The sequence below is a fragment of the Paenibacillus sp. B2(2019) genome, from assembly GCF_008370385.1.
In the GTDB taxonomy this organism is placed as follows: Bacteria; Bacillota; Bacilli; order Paenibacillales; family Paenibacillaceae; genus Paenibacillus_AQ.
The window spans coordinates 513,672-529,830 of the sequence record NZ_VTZR01000013.1 but is presented as its reverse complement, the minus strand read 5'-3'; the positions used below and the strand labels follow the sequence as shown (position 1 = coordinate 529,830).

At 44.4% G+C, this 16,159-nt stretch carries 14 protein-coding genes and 2 pseudogenes; 10 read left to right on the top strand and 6 right to left on the bottom strand.

Translation table 11 applies throughout. The features are described 5' to 3' along the window. Positions 1-12 precede the first annotated feature (12 nt). From PAENI_RS13110 to PAENI_RS13075, 8 genes are all read left to right on the top strand, one after another. Positions 13-2,361, top strand: a complete 2,349-nt coding sequence (locus PAENI_RS13110; protein ID WP_223178942.1) for a beta-glucosidase — start codon at positions 13-15, stop codon at positions 2,359-2,361. Positions 2,362-2,435: 74 nt separating this feature from the next. After that, the gene (locus tag PAENI_RS13105; RefSeq protein ID WP_188114546.1) at positions 2,436-3,053 is read left to right on the top strand and encodes a hypothetical protein; all 618 of its coding nucleotides are present in this window, start codon (positions 2,436-2,438) and stop codon (positions 3,051-3,053) included. Between the two features lie 186 nt (positions 3,054-3,239). Then, entirely contained in the window at positions 3,240-4,286 is a 1,047-nt protein-coding gene (locus PAENI_RS13100; protein WP_262495593.1) for a zinc-dependent alcohol dehydrogenase, read from the top strand. Between the two features lie 35 nt (positions 4,287-4,321). Further along, positions 4,322-6,262 carry an alpha-amylase family protein gene (locus PAENI_RS13095; protein ID WP_149645534.1) on the top strand — a complete coding sequence of 647 codons (1,941 nt, stop codon included), beginning with the start codon at positions 4,322-4,324 and terminating at the stop codon, positions 6,260-6,262. A 15-nt stretch (positions 6,263-6,277) separates the two neighbouring features. After that, positions 6,278-7,414, top strand: a complete 1,137-nt coding sequence (locus PAENI_RS13090) for a sugar ABC transporter substrate-binding protein (RefSeq protein WP_149645533.1) — start codon at positions 6,278-6,280, stop codon at positions 7,412-7,414. Positions 7,415-7,435: 21 nt separating this feature from the next. Beyond that, a complete protein-coding gene (locus tag PAENI_RS13085) occupies positions 7,436-8,095 on the top strand; it encodes a dihydrofolate reductase family protein (RefSeq protein ID WP_042193005.1) in 660 nt (219 codons plus the stop codon). Positions 8,096-8,169: 74 nt separating this feature from the next. Beyond that, the gene (locus PAENI_RS13080) at positions 8,170-9,534 is read left to right on the top strand and encodes an MATE family efflux transporter (protein WP_076298081.1); all 1,365 of its coding nucleotides are present in this window, start codon (positions 8,170-8,172) and stop codon (positions 9,532-9,534) included. Between the two features lie 125 nt (positions 9,535-9,659). Beyond that, on the top strand, positions 9,660-10,268 hold the full coding sequence (locus tag PAENI_RS13075; RefSeq protein ID WP_149645532.1) for a DUF2238 domain-containing protein: 609 nt from the start codon (positions 9,660-9,662) through the stop codon (positions 10,266-10,268). 12 nt (positions 10,269-10,280) lie between these two features. Here PAENI_RS13075 and PAENI_RS13070 read toward each other — a convergent pair whose 3' ends face one another. From PAENI_RS13070 to PAENI_RS33030, 4 genes and pseudogenes are all read right to left on the bottom strand, one after another. Then, on the bottom strand, positions 10,281-11,705 hold the full coding sequence (locus PAENI_RS13070) for a HAMP domain-containing sensor histidine kinase (RefSeq protein ID WP_149645531.1): 1,425 nt from the start codon (positions 11,703-11,705) through the stop codon (positions 10,281-10,283). Beyond that, complete coding sequence (locus PAENI_RS33040; protein ID WP_410477466.1) at positions 11,702-12,004, bottom strand: winged helix-turn-helix domain-containing protein; 303 nt, start codon at positions 12,002-12,004, stop codon at positions 11,702-11,704. The genes PAENI_RS13070 and PAENI_RS33040 overlap by 4 nt, the downstream gene beginning before the upstream one ends. Before the next feature lie 29 nt (positions 12,005-12,033). Then, a pseudogene (locus PAENI_RS33035) lies at positions 12,034-12,133 on the bottom strand (DNA-binding response regulator); the annotation flags it as partial. Further along, a pseudogene (locus PAENI_RS33030) lies at positions 12,110-12,391 on the bottom strand (response regulator); the annotation flags it as partial. The pseudogenes PAENI_RS33035 and PAENI_RS33030, both read right to left, overlap by 24 nt. A gap of 200 nt (positions 12,392-12,591) precedes the next feature. Here PAENI_RS33030 and PAENI_RS13060 point away from each other — a divergent pair. Beyond that, complete coding sequence (locus tag PAENI_RS13060) at positions 12,592-13,794, top strand: macrolide family glycosyltransferase (RefSeq protein ID WP_149645529.1); 1,203 nt, start codon at positions 12,592-12,594, stop codon at positions 13,792-13,794. A 55-nt stretch (positions 13,795-13,849) separates the two neighbouring features. Here the strand turns inward: PAENI_RS13060 and PAENI_RS13055 are convergent, their stop codons facing one another. After that, positions 13,850-14,608, bottom strand: a complete 759-nt coding sequence (locus PAENI_RS13055) for an SDR family NAD(P)-dependent oxidoreductase (protein ID WP_149645528.1) — start codon at positions 14,606-14,608, stop codon at positions 13,850-13,852. Between the two features lie 138 nt (positions 14,609-14,746). Here PAENI_RS13055 and PAENI_RS13050 point away from each other — a divergent pair, with 138 nt between their 5' ends. Then, positions 14,747-15,133, top strand: coding sequence for a MerR family transcriptional regulator (locus PAENI_RS13050; RefSeq protein WP_149645527.1), 387 nt, complete (start codon positions 14,747-14,749; stop codon positions 15,131-15,133). 109 nt (positions 15,134-15,242) lie between these two features. On the opposite strand, the gene PAENI_RS13045 is transcribed toward PAENI_RS13050, so the two are convergent. Continuing rightward, positions 15,243-16,148 (bottom strand): DUF5643 domain-containing protein, encoded by a 906-nt coding sequence (locus PAENI_RS13045; protein ID WP_149645526.1) that lies wholly within the window; start codon positions 16,146-16,148, stop codon positions 15,243-15,245. Positions 16,149-16,159 lie beyond the last annotated feature (11 nt).

Genomic DNA, 16,159 nt, shown 5'->3' with positions numbered 1-16,159 from the left:
TAAGCATGCGGGGTGAAGAGATTGAAGTATAGAGCGTTAATCGAAAGTATGACCGTAGAAGAAAAGGCATCTTTAATGTCTGGCGCAAACTTTTGGAATACAAAAGCAATCGACCGAGTGAAGATTCCCAGCATTATGCTGACAGATGGACCGCATGGTTTGAGGAAGCAAGGCGGAAAGGCAGACCACTTAGGCTTAAATAAAAGTCTGCCTGCCACTTGTTTCCCGACGGCGGCAACCTTGGCTAATAGCTGGGACAGACAATTGATCTATGAGGTTGGTCAAACGATTGGAAAAGAAGCAGCTAGCGAAAAAGTGAGCGTGTTGCTTGGTCCTGGATTGAACATTAAGCGGAATCCGTTATGTGGACGAAATTTTGAGTATTTTTCCGAGGACCCTTATTTAACGGGAGAATTAGCGAGTGAGATGGTCAAAGGCATTCAGGTGAACGGCATCTCTGCATGTCCTAAACACTTTGCGGTCAATAGCCAAGAACATATGCGAATGACGATTGACGAAGTCGTGGATGAACGCTCGTTAAGAGAATTGTATTTAGAAGGATTTAGACGTGTAGTTGAGAAGGGTCAACCGAAAACCATCATGACCTCTTACAACAAAGTCAACGGCACGTTCGCCAATGAAAATAACGATTTGTTACAGGATATTCTGTACGGTGAATGGGATTTTAATGGCGTAGTCGTTACGGATTGGGGCGGGAATAATGACCGTGTTGCAGGATTGAAAGCAGGCAATCAATTGGAGATGCCTTCAACCAATGGAATTACGGATCAAGAAATCGTGCAAGCCATTAAAAACAATGAGCTAGACGAAGAAGTGTTGGATGACGCCGTCGATCGTCTGCTCGGATTAGTCTTTACTACCCAGCTGCATGATCAAGACACACCGCGCATTGATTATGAGGAGCACCACAATAAAGCGATAGAAGCTGCCAAACGTTCGATTGTGTTATTGAAAAATGACGATAAGATATTACCGCTTAAACACGGCAATAAAGTTGCGATTATTGGTGATTTCGCCAGTAATCCTCGCTACCAGGGTGCTGGAAGCTCGCTTATTAATCCTGCCAAGCTATCCAATGCCTGCGATGTGCTGGGTCAATCTGGCTTATCGATTGTGGGATATGCGAAAGGCTTCAAGCGAATGGGTGGAAAAAATGACCGTCTACTAAAGGAAGCTGTTACGTTAGCTCAGAAAGCAGATACCATTTTGCTGTTCTTGGGGCTGGACGAAGGCAGCGAAGCCGAAGGTGTTGACCGCGTAAACCTTAGCTTACGTGACAACCAGCTCGAACTGCTTCGTTCATTAACAGAAGTCAATTCCAATATTGTGGTGATTCTCGCTGGCGGTGGTGCCATTGAAATGCCGTTTATAAAGAATGTCAAAGCTATCGTTCATACCTATTTATCTGGACAAGGAAGCGCTGAAGCGTTAAAGAGTGTTTTGCTTGGAGAGTACAACCCAAGTGGTAAGCTCAGCGAGACATTCCCGATCAAGTATAGTGATGTCTCTTCTGCTCCTTATTATCCAGGTAAGGAGGCAACCGCAGAACATATCGAAGGCATTTTTATCGGTTACCGTTATTTTGATACCGTGAATAAACCTGTGTTATTTCCGTTTGGTTATGGGCTGTCCTATACAACCTTTGCATATACGGATTTAACGGTTGATCAGCATCAGGTTTCATTTACCATCACCAATACAGGGGCAGTCGCAGGGGAAGAAGTTGCGCAGCTCTACATCCAGAAACAAGATTCATCGATATTTAGAGCCAAACGAGAATTAAAAGGTTTTGAAAAGGTGAGCTTAGAGCCGGGTGAAAGCAAATGTGTCACAATGATTCTGGAGGAACGTGATTTTTCGTATTATAATCCGACGATTCACGATTGGGCGGTCGAGCCTGGCGCTTACGACATTCAAATCGGAAGTTCAATCCAGTCTATTCTTTTGCAGGAACGTGTTATGCTTACGGGCGATTCCGTTTCTTGTGAACATACAGAGGAGCAATTCCCACATTATTTTAGCGGACATGTTCATGAAGTAACGGCAGCGGAATATAAGGGGCTCTTGGGTTATGAACCTCCTTCTCCTTATTGGGATCCAAAGCAGGACTTGGGGTTAAACGACACCATTGCTCAAGCTAAATATAAGAACGCACTTGGAAAAACAATCTATCATATTGTCCTTTTCTTTAACAAGTTTTTTGAAGCAGTCAATAAACCTCTGCTAGCGAATAATGTCTACTTTGTTCTGAATATGCCTTTTCGTCAAATCGACCGTTTTACTGGCGGGAAAATTAGTCGAAAGCAAATCTTGAAGGTATTGAAATGGATAAACCGATAGGAAAATAGTAAGCGAGGAAAAGGGGATACTACGGTATCTCCTTTTTCTAGGCTTCAAAGGAGAAATAGAAGAGTATGAGCGAAGTGAATATCGAGAAAAATACAGGAATAATGGGTGTTTGGAATAAATTCAAGGGACAACATCCGAATATTGCACAATTCATAGTATTTTTTATACTGAGTGCTGGAATGACGGTATTACAACTTGTTCTAATGCCTTTATTTAAACTCATATTTGCACAGACATCATTACTATCTACAAGCTTTCAAGTTTTTCAGTTGGGACATAACTTTGATGGAAGTGCTTATTATGTATTCGATTATGCCGCTGGTTCACTTGCATCAGGAGGTGGAGGAGGACTTGGCTATTTTCTTGCTGTTCAAATCACGCTCGGCATTGCACAGATCATTAACTTTTTTGCACAGAGAAGCATTACATTTAAATCAAACAGTAACGTTTGGAAGGCTGCTTTCTGGTATGTATTAGCGTATATTCTTATAACCGTTGGTGCTGCCGCGGCGCAAGGATTTTACAAGGCTCCTATCTATAACTTATTAATTAACACATGGGGAATGGGTTCAATGGGGGAGACAACAGCGGATATTATTACAATGATTATCAATAGTACAATTTCGTTCTTGATATTCTACCCTATTTTTAAAATCATTTTTAAACAGGAGCCTGCAAAATAAGCCTAGTAAAGGCACACCTTTCCTGATTTACGGGGGAGGTGTTTTTTTTATTTAAAACGTTTATTTATCTGAAAGCTTTATAAAAATGTAAACAATAACATTTTACGACAATATTCACCTTACTTTTACATGGGAGGTATGATATATTCTGGTGGAAAATGGATAATAGGAAAAATGAAAGGAAGAATGCGTATGGAAGCGCTGGTGTGGACATCCAATGATAAGCTAGAGCTCTGCGAATGGGAAGAGCCACAGATTGTAACCCCGGATGAAGTTAAGATTCGGATTGAGATGACAGGCATTTGTGGAACAGATCTAGCGGTCATAACCGGTAAAGAGGAAGGAGTTCCAGGAATCATTCGCGGTCATGAGGCTGTAGGGACCGTAATCGAAATTGGCAGTAATGTTGACCGTGTTAAGGTGGGGGACCGTGTAGTTATCGATCCGAATCAAAGCTGCAATGAGTGTTATTTTTGCTTGAAAGAACAGCCGCACTTATGTATAGGCTCCGATGGAAATGGGATGCCTATTGCTGGTTTGAATCGAAATGGGACATTCACTTTTTTTTTCTCAACTGTACAAACGTTTGCACACCCTTTACCTGATCATATGAGCTGGGAGACGGGGGTATTAATCGAGCCGCTTGCCTGTGTGCTGCACAGTTTCAAAGAAGCTAATGTCACGGCTGACGATAAGGTGCTCATTCTTGGATCGGGTCCAATGGGACTGTTAAGTCAGATGGTGAGTAAATCAAAAGCTGCGCTCACGGTAGCGACGGAAATTAATCCCTATCGGCTGGCATTTGCCAGAGAAATCTCGGATTTTGCTCTAACACCATCCCAATTAAATCAAGCTACCGTAGATGAAATCTGCGCGGGACATAAGTTTGATGTGATTATCGATACGGTGGGCACTCAGCTCGAAGTAGCGGAGGAATGGATTGAGCGTGGAGGGCGCATCGTTCCTTTTGGAATTAATGCGAAGTATCGGTACACCTTTTCCCCTACCAAATTCGTACAGCATGCAATCAAAATTATCGCAGCAGGCGAATACCGCTACATGTTCGAGGAAGCTTTGCGTTTTGGCGCTGAGACACCTGAACTGGAGAAATTGGTGACCAGAAAAGTTAAGCTCAATCAGCACGAGGCAGCAATAAACGAGTTGATCGGCTATGAATTGAACTCTTTGAAGGTGGTTGGGAGTGACACCGTAAAGACGGTTTTTGTTCCCTAAACGTAGAACTGCATCAACGAGAGGTGGATCTGTTAATGAGCAAAGAAAGCAAATTTAGACTTGTTCAGGATTACTTGTCTACACACAAAGATAAAGACGTCGCGCCAATTTGGATTCCTGCTGTGTGGAATGAGTGCAAATATGAGCGTGTTCTTTTCGAAAAAGACGGTGAAATTTGTGTACATCCGTATGATTTTTTGACAGAGCATTTGAAGTATGTAGACAAGCTATCGTGGAGATATTCGCTCAAGGAACGCACGAATTTAGACGACAGCGCGATCTATTCTTCATTAATTCGTTATTCGACGGCTTGGGATTACAACCATGATGGAACAATTGAATCCGGCACTTTTTTAAGATTCCTTATTCTTCTGCCGCTGTTAAAAAAAATGGGCATCAATATTCTGTATATGCTTCCAGTGAACCAGTACAGCAAGTTGAATCTGAAAGGAGATATCGGGTCACCTTACGCTGTGCAATCGTTATTCCACTTGGATCAGAACCTACACGACAGCCTGCTGGATGGTATGGAGGAGTTTACGATCCACGATGAGCTCAGCGCTTTGGTAGAAGCTTGTCATTTGCTTGATATTAAGACTGTTGTTGATTTCATTCCCCGTGTAACGGCGAAAAACAGTGCGTTCATTACCGACCATCCCGAATGGGTGTATTGGATCAAAATGCAGGAATTAGAAGGCTTTGCACCGCCATCGATTCCTGAGCTTGGATTCTTTGAGGAGTGTACGCCTGACAAATTGGAGACGATCTACCACAGCCAGGAAACCGCAGCATTTCTGCGGAAGTTCTCGCCGCCGCCCAATGAACTTCATCCAATCCTTTGGCAGCAGTTAAAAGAGAGAGCTGCTAAAACTGGAGATGAGCTATTAACTTTGGTGGAGCAAGAGATGGGGATAACGACTGCTCCCGCGCATTCGGATTGGATTAACGATGTACAGCCGATTTGGACAGACATTACGTTCTTGCGCCTCTACAAGGACTTTTCTCCGCAAGTGAGACATCTTATAAGTTCGGATCAGGCACCATATGTTCTTTTTGATACGATTAAATGCAATGACTACCCGGGTGAGGAGCCGAATCTGGAGCTGTGGGATGTGCTGGAGGAGGCCGTACGGTTTAATCTCGAAAAGTATGGGATTGATGGCTTCCGCATCGATATCGGACATGTACTTCCTATTCCGCTGTTGACTCGTATTTTTGACACGATTAAAGAGTTGAATCCGAATGCAATCTTGATCAGCGAAGATTTGTTCAATCGTAATCACAAGAAGGCGGCGAGCACCGGCTACAACATTATGCTTGGCAGCGGATGGAATGTCATGACGCAAATCAATAAGGACAATCTCGTTTCATTCTTAGAGGAGCTGCCTGAGTTAAACATTCATGTGTTCGCCTGTGCAGAAACAGCAGATACGCCTCGGATCACGAGCCGTGGCGGTGTTGAGGTGGCTCGGATGATTGCGGTATTTAATCAATTTCTTCCGAATGCAATTCCATACGTGACGACTGGCTATGAAATGAATGAGGAGCAGCCCCTCAACTGTGGTCTTGGCGACAACACGAACGGAGAGGAGATTTGCCGCGCTTTTTTTAACGTCATGCAAATTAATTGGACTAATCCTGCACCGATGCTGCCGCTGCTGACGGAGCTGAGTGAATTCAAAAAAGATTGGCCTCAGCTAGTGAAGCCAGAAAACTTTTTCGTGGCTCAATCACCGGAAGGTACAGTTCTTTACGGGTATATGCATGGCGAACAGACGCTGCTCTGCTGCTTTAACTTGAGTGCTGATGCTTCCTGCCAAGTTGATTTGAAGGCTGCGGTACCTGGGCGGTGCCCAATGACCGTGACGCTGGATAGTTCCTTAACGGGGAGCATCGTAGGTCAGAAGTTAGACAGCTTACTACTTGCACCTAATCAGGCTTTAGTGCTCGTAAACAATCATAGACAAGTTAGTTAAGGGAGAGAGGCAGCGATGGAAAAGAAGAACAAAGAAATTGTGTTATGGCATGAGTTTAACGGTCCGGGAGATACCTCGATTGAGGTGTTGGAGGGAATTTGCAAGCTGTATACAGAGCGCTTCGGCGTACAAATTACGCCACAAGTGATGAACATTACGGAGTTGACTGCGCGCCTGAACCAAATTAAGGACACCCATCAAGGTCCGCATCTGGCGATGGTTCCTGCGGATATGTCCTCCTATGTTGAGAATGGTCTTTACTCTGAGGTACCGGGCTGGCTATTTGATGATGCATTGACTGAAGGGGCACTTTCAACGATGCAACTGGATGGTGTTCAGTATGGTATTCCGGTATTACGGGGCAATCATCTGGTGGTGTATTACAATCCGGAGATTTACGCCAGTGCGCCGACGACATGGGAAGTGTTCGAAGAGGCAGCAGAGAGGTTGTCCGCTCAAGGCATCATACCGATTGGAGCAGATTTACAGCAGGGTTATTGGTTTATTCCGTTTCTTACAGCTTTCGGTGGTTGGCCTGTTCAGGATGGAAAGCCGAATATCGTAACCCCTGAAATGAAGCGAGCACTTGAGTTCATCCATGACAAGATGGATCAAGGCGTGCTCGTCAGTCTCGACGGTTCCACAGGACTGCTAGAGCAGTTTATTGACGGTAAGATTGGCGCCATTATTTGTGGAGAGTGGATTTATAACCATCTGGACAAGCAGATGAACAACAGGCTTGCGGTCTGCCAGCTTCCGGTCATAGAAGGCCAGCAATCGCTATCCATGTCTTCTTCTATCGGCCTGATTTACCCGAATCATTCGTTAACGTCGGAGGAACGGGAAGATATCTTGTCGTTCACGCATTTTATGCTGAGTGATGAATGCCAGACCATGTGGACGCTGGGTGTGCAGCGGATTCCAGCTCAGGAAGAGGTGCTGAACCGTCTAGCTGCCTCTGCTACGCCTAACAAACAGATGATTATATCGCTGTTGGAGCACGCACGGCCGATGCCGACTTACCCCTTCATGATTCATGTATGGGAGGCGCTAAATGCGGGTCTAACCGAGCTGCCCTTAAGCAATCCTGAACAAGCATTAAAAAAAATAGAACAGACTATCCAAGCATTCTGGGGCGCATATAAAAGCTAAAAAGAGACGGGGAGAAGAAACATGAAAACAACGATATTCAGCCAAATTTCGATTGACGGTAAGCTTACTATGGGAGCTGGTAATTCGAGTAAGGAGCTTTTTTCTTTGTTTTCCAGTGAGGATATGGAATTTATTCATCTATTCCGGGGGAATGTGCAGGGCATTATGGTCGGCAAAAATACAATTTTGACGGACAATCCCTTTCTTACTAATCGGTATGAGGAGAACAAAAATCCAATCCGGATCATTCCGACGACCACCTTGGATATTCCGCTGGATAGCAATGTGCTCTCGGATGAGGGGAGGACGATTATTGTCACAACCGAGAAAGGACGGGATGAATATAAAATCAAGCAGATCCGGGAAAGAGGGAAGGAGTGCCTCATCTGCGGTGAGGATAAAGTCGATTTCGTGGAGCTTGAACGTCAGTTGGAAGACAACTTCGGGATTACCAGCTTGATGGTCGAGGGCGGCGGCTTTTTGAACTGGCATATCTTCGATCAGGACATCGTCGATGAAATTATTCTGATGCAGCTTCCGATCATCATAGGCGGTTCCACGAACATTACTTTAGTGGATGGAGACGGATATCAGCAATTGTGCTTTGCGAAAAAGTTCAAGGTTGTAGAAATTCAGCCAAAAGATAATTATACGCTCATGCGCTACAAAAAAGTGATATAACCTCACACGAAGTCATAGACTGCGAATGGCTATGGACGCGGTAAAATCGAGAATATGGGGGTTGTGAATGATCCATGTCAGAGAAAGAGAACTTCTACAAAAGTGTGTATAAAATCGCTGTACCCGTTACGCTTCAAAGCTTACTGATGGCATTGCTCAATTTGACGGATCAGTTGATGGTCGGGCAGCTTGGAGATGTGGCGATTGCCTCGGTGGGGATGTCCACCAAAATATATGGGATCATCGCGGTTGTCTTGGCTGGTTTATCGACGGGTGTGTCTATTTATGCAGCCCAGTTTTGGGGGAACAAAGATTCCAAAAGCGTCTCCCAGGTGCTGGGCCTTGGACTAATCGTCGGCTTCGCGTTCTCGTTCTTATTTTCTGCGGCTGTCTTCATCGATTCGCCGCTTTTCCTGAGCATGTTCACGACAGATGCGAATGTAATAGATAATGGGTATATTTTTCTGCAGATCATGTCGATCGGCTTTGTACCTGTCATGCTCACGATGATGTATTCCGCCATTTTGCGTAGTACGGGCCATGCCAAATGGCCGATGTATGTAAGCTTAATTGCTGTTGTGTTGAATATTATACTGAATTACGTACTTATTTACGGGAACTTCGGCGCTCCAGCGCTTGGTCTGAAGGGTGCGGCTATTGCTACCCTTATTTCCAGGGTAATAGAATGTTTGTTGATCATTGGTGCCGTGTACCGATATCGTTTACCGGGCGCTGTTGGGTTAAAGAACTTGTTCATCATTCCTAAACCGCTCATCCGCAAGTTTTTTGGAACGACGTATCCGCTGCTGCTGACTGAGTTGATTTGGGTATTGGGTGAAACGGCATATGCGATCATCTATAGCCGTATGGGGACGATGGAGATGACGGCGATGACCATTACCTTCCCATTGCAAGGGCTTTGCATTGGCTTATTGTCCGGTCTGGCTAGTGCAGCTGGGGTTTTGGTTGGCAACCGTTTGGGCGCGAACGAAACGGATATCGCACTCGATCATGCGAAAAAGTTCATTCGTCTTGGCATTATCATCTCTCTAATTGTCGGGGTTATCATTGCGGCAGGCTCGAAGCTGTATGTCTCCGCGTTCAATATCTCCGAGGATGCTAAACAGATGAGCATATATATCGTTATCGTATTCGCTGGATTTCTTTGGGCCAAAGTTTCCAATATGATTATAGCAGGCGGCATTCTAAACAGTGGGGGAGACAGCAAGTTCGTGTTCAGCATGGAATCGACCGCGACATGGCTGATCGGTGTACCCTCCGGACTGTTGCTGTCATACGTCTGGAAGCAGCCAGTCTACCTTGTATATCTCGTCATATCACTTGAGGAGGTTGTCCGTTTTGGCTTCGGTTACGCCCGGATTTACTCGCGGAAGTGGATGAGGAATTTAGTTAACGATTTGGCTGAAAAAGCGATGTAAGGGCTGATTGGATCGCTCAAGGCTCCCGTGTATTTCCGCTTAAGGGAATGTCACGGGAGTCTTTTTATAACTAATGATATGATTGTCGTATGGGGTGGCTTTGAACGGGTGATAATTAATTAAATATGTCTAGTCAGAAAGGAACTGCTATGCAAGAAACTTCTAGAAACCATAGGTTCAATTATTTTTTTGAAATGATTCTCTACCTCATTTGCGGAGTATCAATTGTTTATTTTGGCCTGAATGGAAATGATGATAAAACATTTCAAGCGGCCCTTATCATTCTAGTCCTGTTACTCTTTAAGGGCTTAATCACAAGGACCAACAGCGAACTGCCTCCCGCACTTCAATTTTCGGTGCTGGTCTTTATCACAATCACGATGATGCTCGCCAATTTATTCAATTTGTATGGTGTCATCCCTTATTTAGATAAGATTGAACATCTGCTGTCTGGAATTATTTTATTCTTCGTAGGACGATTCATCTTGATCAAGATGGCTAAGCGTAAAGGGCTGGGCGGTCTGCCTTCCAACATCATCATTTGGTTCGCGTTCCTGTTTGCTGTTGCAATGGCTGGAATGTGGGAGATTTATGAGTTTACGGTGGATCATCTCTTTGAGCTTCATTCGCAAAATGGTAGTTTGACCGACACGATGATGGATATGATTTGCGGAACATTGGGCGCTCTCGTCGCCTCCTTCTATTTATTCGTAGAAGCACGCAGAAAAACGTAGCTTTGATCGACGTTAATTTTCATGTTCACTAGTAGACTTCTTAGGAATTCTAATCTGAAAAATGGTTTCCGTCACAGCTTCGTCCAGCAAACGCACGCTGCCATGGTGCAATTCCGCGATTTCCTTGACGATCGAGAGCCCGATGCCAAGTCCCTCGCCTTTTCTTCCACCGTCGGCGCGGTAGAAACGCTCGAAGATACGCTCGCGATCCTCTCGTGCGATCCCTTTACCCCGGTTTTTGACCGTGAGAACCACTTCCTCTTGTTCCTCCGTCAATCCAATTCCCAGATAATGTCCTTCTTCACCGTAACGAACGGCATTGTCCAGCAAGTTGCGCAAAGCACGTTCGATCAGCGGTGCGTCGATCATAACCTCGATATCTGTATCTTGGATGTCTGCCTCCAACACGATGTTCTTATCGTCCAGGAATAAGAGGTACTCGGCTGCAATCTTTCGCATTAATTCCGACAGGTTATGTGGAGCGAGCTGAAGCCGAAGTAGATGCTCTTCTTGACGGGTAATGTCGAGTAACTGATCAAGCAGCTTATCCATGTAGCGAGAGCGCTGCAGGATGATTTTGGCCCCGGACTGAAGCTCATTCTCATTCTTGTACGCGCCGGTACGGATCAACTCGGCATAACCCAAAATCATAGTTAACGGCGTTCGCAAATCGTGGGACAGGTCCGATAAGAGCAGTCTTCGCCGATGTTCTAACTGTTTGATTTGGGCAGACTGGCTCTGGATACGCATTGCCATTGAATTGTAGTGATGGGTCAGCTGAGCGATCTCGTCCCTCGACGTATCTTCCAGCACGATGACATCGCTTCGGATTCCGACTTGGTTCAGCGCGTTGTTCAGTTTTGTAATGCGACGATCGGTGGAAGAGAAGAACCATAAGGAAAGGAGATAGGGAAGCAACAACGCCAGTAACAGAGGTAAAATAAATGTTAGTAAAGCCTTATACGTTCGGAGAAAAAAATATATTTGTCCAGATGTCATGTCTTCGCTGGATAAACTCAATAACATGTAATAGGATCGATGATCATGGGCAACGGAATAAGTAAGAGTGATCGGAGTATTTTCACCCCAAAGATTATTTGGCATATGGTCAACACGGTCGGCTAATTTGCGGAAGTCGTAGGAATTATTCTCGCCGGCGGAATCATACAGCGTCGAACCGTCCTCAGCGAGCCACTCTAGGCGGATCTTGGAATGCGGGCGTAGTACTTCTTCCAGAATGGGTTGAACCTCTGGTCCCGAGTAGGCGTCTTGCCGTTCTATAGCCGTAAGTACTTCTTGTGAGATGGCGTTTAACGTCTTCAGATCATATCCCGGGGTCCAAGTCTTCCCGGTCATTAGGGTAATCGTAATAAACAAGACGATGCTTCCTGCGGCACTGGATAGCATCATCAGCCATAGCTTAGTTCGTCTCTTCATCGTCCGTCACCTGAGAGGCGGTAGCCGATGCCGCGAATGGTATGAAGATTAGATTGGGACCCGGGTGCGCTTTCAAGTATTTTTCGGATGCGGCTGATGAAGACGCTGAGGTTGTTGGCGTCATAGTTTTCATGCTGCCAGACTTGTTTGTAGATTTCTCCTTTTGTTAGTACGCGATCAGGATTGAGCATGAACACTTGCAGTAGATGGCATTCGACTGGAGTCAGTCCATGTTGTTGCCCATCATTATGTAGTACATAATTGTCGATATCCAGAATAAGTTTATTCAATTGAATCACATGGGGCCGGTTGGAGGTCTCAGGATGGCGCCTGCGGAAATGGGCCTGTATCCGCGCCAGCAGCTCCATTGGACTGAAGGGCTTGGTCATGTAATCGTCGGCTCCCAGTCCAAGTGCGTCGATTCTGTCTTCCACTTCTCTTCTCGCACTAAGCGCAATGACCAGCGTTTCCGGACGATGTTCCCGCAAGTAGCGTAGAACTTCGAAACCGTTACCGTCGTCCATCATGATGTCCAGAACGATCAGTGAGAAAGGCTGCGCTTGTAGCTGTAAGATCGCCTGCCGCCCAGACTCCGCTTCGGCGATGTCCCATCCGGCGCGTTCCAGATGTAAGCGAATAAGCTCACGAATGTCGGGTTCATCATCGACGATCAGAATCCGGTCCATGTTTTCATCACTCTCCATTTTTTGCTAACTATGATTTCATTATTATAGCAAAATTAGGTAAAATTAGGATTAGAATATCGGCTGGGGATTTTGATAAGTAGAAGTCGGTTCTTAGATAAACGTATAATGGGTACATTGAAAAGGACAAAAGAGGGAGCTACATACATCTTAACTTAGGTCATAACTGAGGAGTGGTAGGCATGGCACGTGTCTTATTTATTAATGCTGGATCAGAGGGACATATCAATCCAACGATTGGCGTTGTACAGGAGCTTATTTCTCGTGGAGAAGAGGTAGTGTACTTCACTATAGAAGCTTTTCGGGAGCGTATGGAGGAGACAGGTGCTATAGTACGGACATTGGACGCTCAACAATTTATAAAGGCCTTTATTTCAGGTGGGAGAGATTATCTGCTTGAAAGAATCAATGGGCTTTTACTTACGGCGGATATCGTTATACCAAGCGTTCTTGAACAGATTAAGGGGGAGCATTTCGATTACATCATCCATGATTCGATGTTTGGTTGTGGACATTTACTGGCTCAAATTCTTAATCTTCCTGCAATCAACTCTTGTACTTCTTTTGCACAGACAAAGGAATCATTTGATCAAGTCATGGAACGATTCTACACAGAAGCCCCTGCAGAAATAGTAAAAGCTGTAGACGATAGATTTCAAAGTCTGACCATAAAAATAAAGGAACAGTATGGTGTGCAGATTCACTCTCCTTACGAAGTGTTCTGTAATCCTGCACCACTTACAATCGTGTATACGACAAGGGAGTTTCAACCTTATGGAGAAGCCTTCGACCCATCGTATAAATTCGTTGGTCCTTCCATCTCTTCACGATTAACGCCAGATCATTTTGATTTTTCTGCAATCAAGGGGAAGGACCTAATTTACATTTCAATGGGTACGGTCTTCAACCAAGCAAGTGATTTCTATAAGCTTTGTTTTGAGGCATTCGGGAATACGGAGCATACGATTGTTATGTCCATTGGGAACAAAGTGCAAATCTATGATTTGGGAGAAATTCCTCCCAACTTCATAGTTAAAAACTATGTTCCACAGACGGATATATTACAGTACACAAAAATATTCATTACACATGGTGGAATGAATAGTGCGCATGAGGGTCTCTACTATGGGGTTCCGCTAATTGTAATCCCACAAAGTGCGGATCAGCCGATCATTGCGGAGCAAGTGGTCAATATTGGAGCGGGCATTAAATTACAAATGCAAGGATTAACTGCAACTGAACTGCGTGAAGCTGTAGAGCGTGTGCTCACCCTTCCGTCATTCCAAAAAGCTGTTGCAACGACTAAAGATTCCTTTCGGACATCCGGTGGACCTCATCAAGCTGTTGATGAGATTTTCGAATGGAAGTGTCAATATCTTGGTTAGTGTGCATGGCCATCCGTTGAAGGATGGCCATATTTGTTTAACTTTCGAGACAAGCCTATCGCGTACTCTCCACATAATTAAAAATAGCATCTCTCAACTCAAACTCGTACGTCAAACCATTCACAAGTCCCACCACATGATTGCTGTCATACAGATCGAGCATGAAGCCAGCCATTTCCTTTGCGGTATGGAATTTCCGCACAGCGCCGTGATATTCGAAATTCGTGACATCGAAAGCACGTTTCGCGAATTCTGTTTCTGTTGCGGCAGGTGCCAACACTTTAGCCTGCATAGGTGCACCTTGACTCTTCAACTCATGAGATAGTCCTTCAGTAAATGCACTTACATAAAACTTGCTCGCACAGTACGTTATAGCATTGCCCACAATCGTATAACCGCCACCAGATGAAACGTTAATTAATTGCGTGCCTTCAATAGTGGAGTAGTCTCGAACGAATAAAGAGGAGAGTATAGTCAACGCTTCTATGTTCAGATGTAGCATTGTAGTTATTTTATTTAAATCTTGCTCGGCCACTGAAGCAAAGTTCCCAAATCCGGCATTGTTGATCCAGGTTTCGATGGAATATCCTTGCAGGCTTTCATACAATGTATAAGCATTCTCGATAACGGATAAGTCAATCGTTTGAATGACAACCTCTACATTAGGATGAATAGCAGCGATTTTAGACTGTAATTCCTCTAGCTGTTCCTTTCTGCGGGCCACAAGGATTAAGTTTTTTCCACGAGAAGCAAAAGCTAGGGCAGTTTCATAACCTATCCCTGAACTAGCGCCGGTAATTACAGTGTACTTCATGTGATTTCCTCCTATTTTTTCTACGAGAATGTAATTCGATCTTACAGCGATTTGATTATATAGGTTAGAGTTTACTCTAAGGCAAATGTTTTTTATAATCAGGGTGACTTTCAAAATAAAATAGATTAGAGGATTTGCATGTACACGATTAGCGAGGTATCCAAGTTATTGGAGATAACCACATATACACTGAGATATTATGAAAAAGAAGGGATCGTTGCTCCGATACGCAATGCCAATGGAGAGAGGGTATATGATGATACTCATGTTGCTTGGCTGCGATTTGTACTGAGGTTGAAACAAACCCAAATGCCCATTTCACAAATCAGGCAATATGCCCAGTTATATTTAGAAGGAGAACATACAAGCCAAGCCCGCTTGAATCTTCTGGAAGATCATAGAAGCTCAGTTCAGGATCAAATCAGACATTTAACAGAGACAGAGAAGATGCTAAACGACAAAATTGCTAATTACAAGGTCTTCATTAGTAAAGGGAATACACTGGATTTGTCTATGGATGATTAATTGTAAAATTACGCTTCATCCATGAAAAAGGGGATTGCCTCAGGCCTTACGGCCAACAGGTAATCCCCTTTTCCTCATACATATGGATCTGTTGCAGCGATAACGATTATTATTTCAGAGGAATTTTGATCTCTAGTTGCTTGTTGTAATTTTTAACTACATTACCTTTGGCATCTACTTTATAAGCCCCTGCAGTGCCTTTTTCAAACACCGCTTGATAAGGTCTGATAATGAGATATTCTGCGGCCGGGCGAAGCGCCTCGAACAATAAATCTTCAGAAACAGTATTCTGGGTTGTTGCAACAGATTCCCGTGCAATATATTCTAATTCATTTCCCAGATTATCATAAATATCATATCCTAAAGCCTGTGCTTGGGTAGCAATCCCTTTAACTGCTAAAGCAATGCGCACAGAAGTCTCTCCCACAGCAACACGATTGGTTTTGATTTCAAATTGGTTGTCTTTCTTTAAAGCTGGTAGCTGAATGTTACGCGCTACTCCTGCTTGCTTAAGAGAAAATTTTAGTACATACGGATCTTCGATTCCGTTAAGCTTCACATGGATGCTCAATTCAGAGGAAGCCAGGCTTGCCTTTTGCTGCTCAGTTAGCCATCCGGTCTGCAATACAACAACCGCCTTGTTGGCATCACCATCACTGATCCAGCGTGGTGATTTAAAATCAATTCCACCTGAATTAGTGAGCTTGGCGTCTACTGCCATAATGGTTCCTTCTGCAAGGTAAGGCTCACCTTTATCGTTCAAGGTTACTCCTGCGAGCATTCCTGAGAACAGGGATCCCTCACGGCTCAGATCGATCTTAATATAATTACCGTTAAACTGTGCACTGCCCTTTAAAGTAAGCTGATCGTGTGAATCGGCGACTTTTGTTGTATTCAGGGAAGCTTCAGCGGCGGTTTGAACACTGGCTGCTTGGGTTAAAGCCGGCATTCCCAACGCTCCAAGGCATACAGCAGCACTTAAAATTACAGACAATTTAGTTGTCATTTTCTTCATGATATCATTCT

What these genes read in the sequence shown, in the direction of transcription:
- PAENI_RS13105 (WP_188114546.1), top strand. Translation starts at nt 2,436, where the DNA reads ATGAGCGAAGTGAATATCGAGAAAAATACAGGAATAATGGGTGTTTGG.
- PAENI_RS13100 (WP_262495593.1), top strand. Translation starts at nt 3,240, where the DNA reads ATGCGTATGGAAGCGCTGGTGTGGACATCCAATGATAAGCTAGAGCTC.
- PAENI_RS13095 (WP_149645534.1), top strand. Translation starts at nt 4,322, where the DNA reads ATGAGCAAAGAAAGCAAATTTAGACTTGTTCAGGATTACTTGTCTACA.
- PAENI_RS13090 (WP_149645533.1), top strand. Translation starts at nt 6,278, where the DNA reads ATGGAAAAGAAGAACAAAGAAATTGTGTTATGGCATGAGTTTAACGGT.
- PAENI_RS13085 (WP_042193005.1), top strand. Translation starts at nt 7,436, where the DNA reads ATGAAAACAACGATATTCAGCCAAATTTCGATTGACGGTAAGCTTACT.
- PAENI_RS13080 (WP_076298081.1), top strand. Translation starts at nt 8,170, where the DNA reads ATGTCAGAGAAAGAGAACTTCTACAAAAGTGTGTATAAAATCGCTGTA.
- PAENI_RS13075 (WP_149645532.1), top strand. Translation starts at nt 9,660, where the DNA reads ATGTCTAGTCAGAAAGGAACTGCTATGCAAGAAACTTCTAGAAACCAT.
- PAENI_RS13070 (WP_149645531.1), bottom strand. Translation starts at nt 11,705, where the DNA reads ATGAAGAGACGAACTAAGCTATGGCTGATGATGCTATCCAGTGCCGCA.
- PAENI_RS13060 (WP_149645529.1), top strand. Translation starts at nt 12,592, where the DNA reads ATGGCACGTGTCTTATTTATTAATGCTGGATCAGAGGGACATATCAAT.
- PAENI_RS13055 (WP_149645528.1), bottom strand. Translation starts at nt 14,608, where the DNA reads ATGAAGTACACTGTAATTACCGGCGCTAGTTCAGGGATAGGTTATGAA.
- PAENI_RS13050 (WP_149645527.1), top strand. Translation starts at nt 14,747, where the DNA reads ATGTACACGATTAGCGAGGTATCCAAGTTATTGGAGATAACCACATAT.
- PAENI_RS13045 (WP_149645526.1), bottom strand. Translation starts at nt 16,148, where the DNA reads ATGAAGAAAATGACAACTAAATTGTCTGTAATTTTAAGTGCTGCTGTA.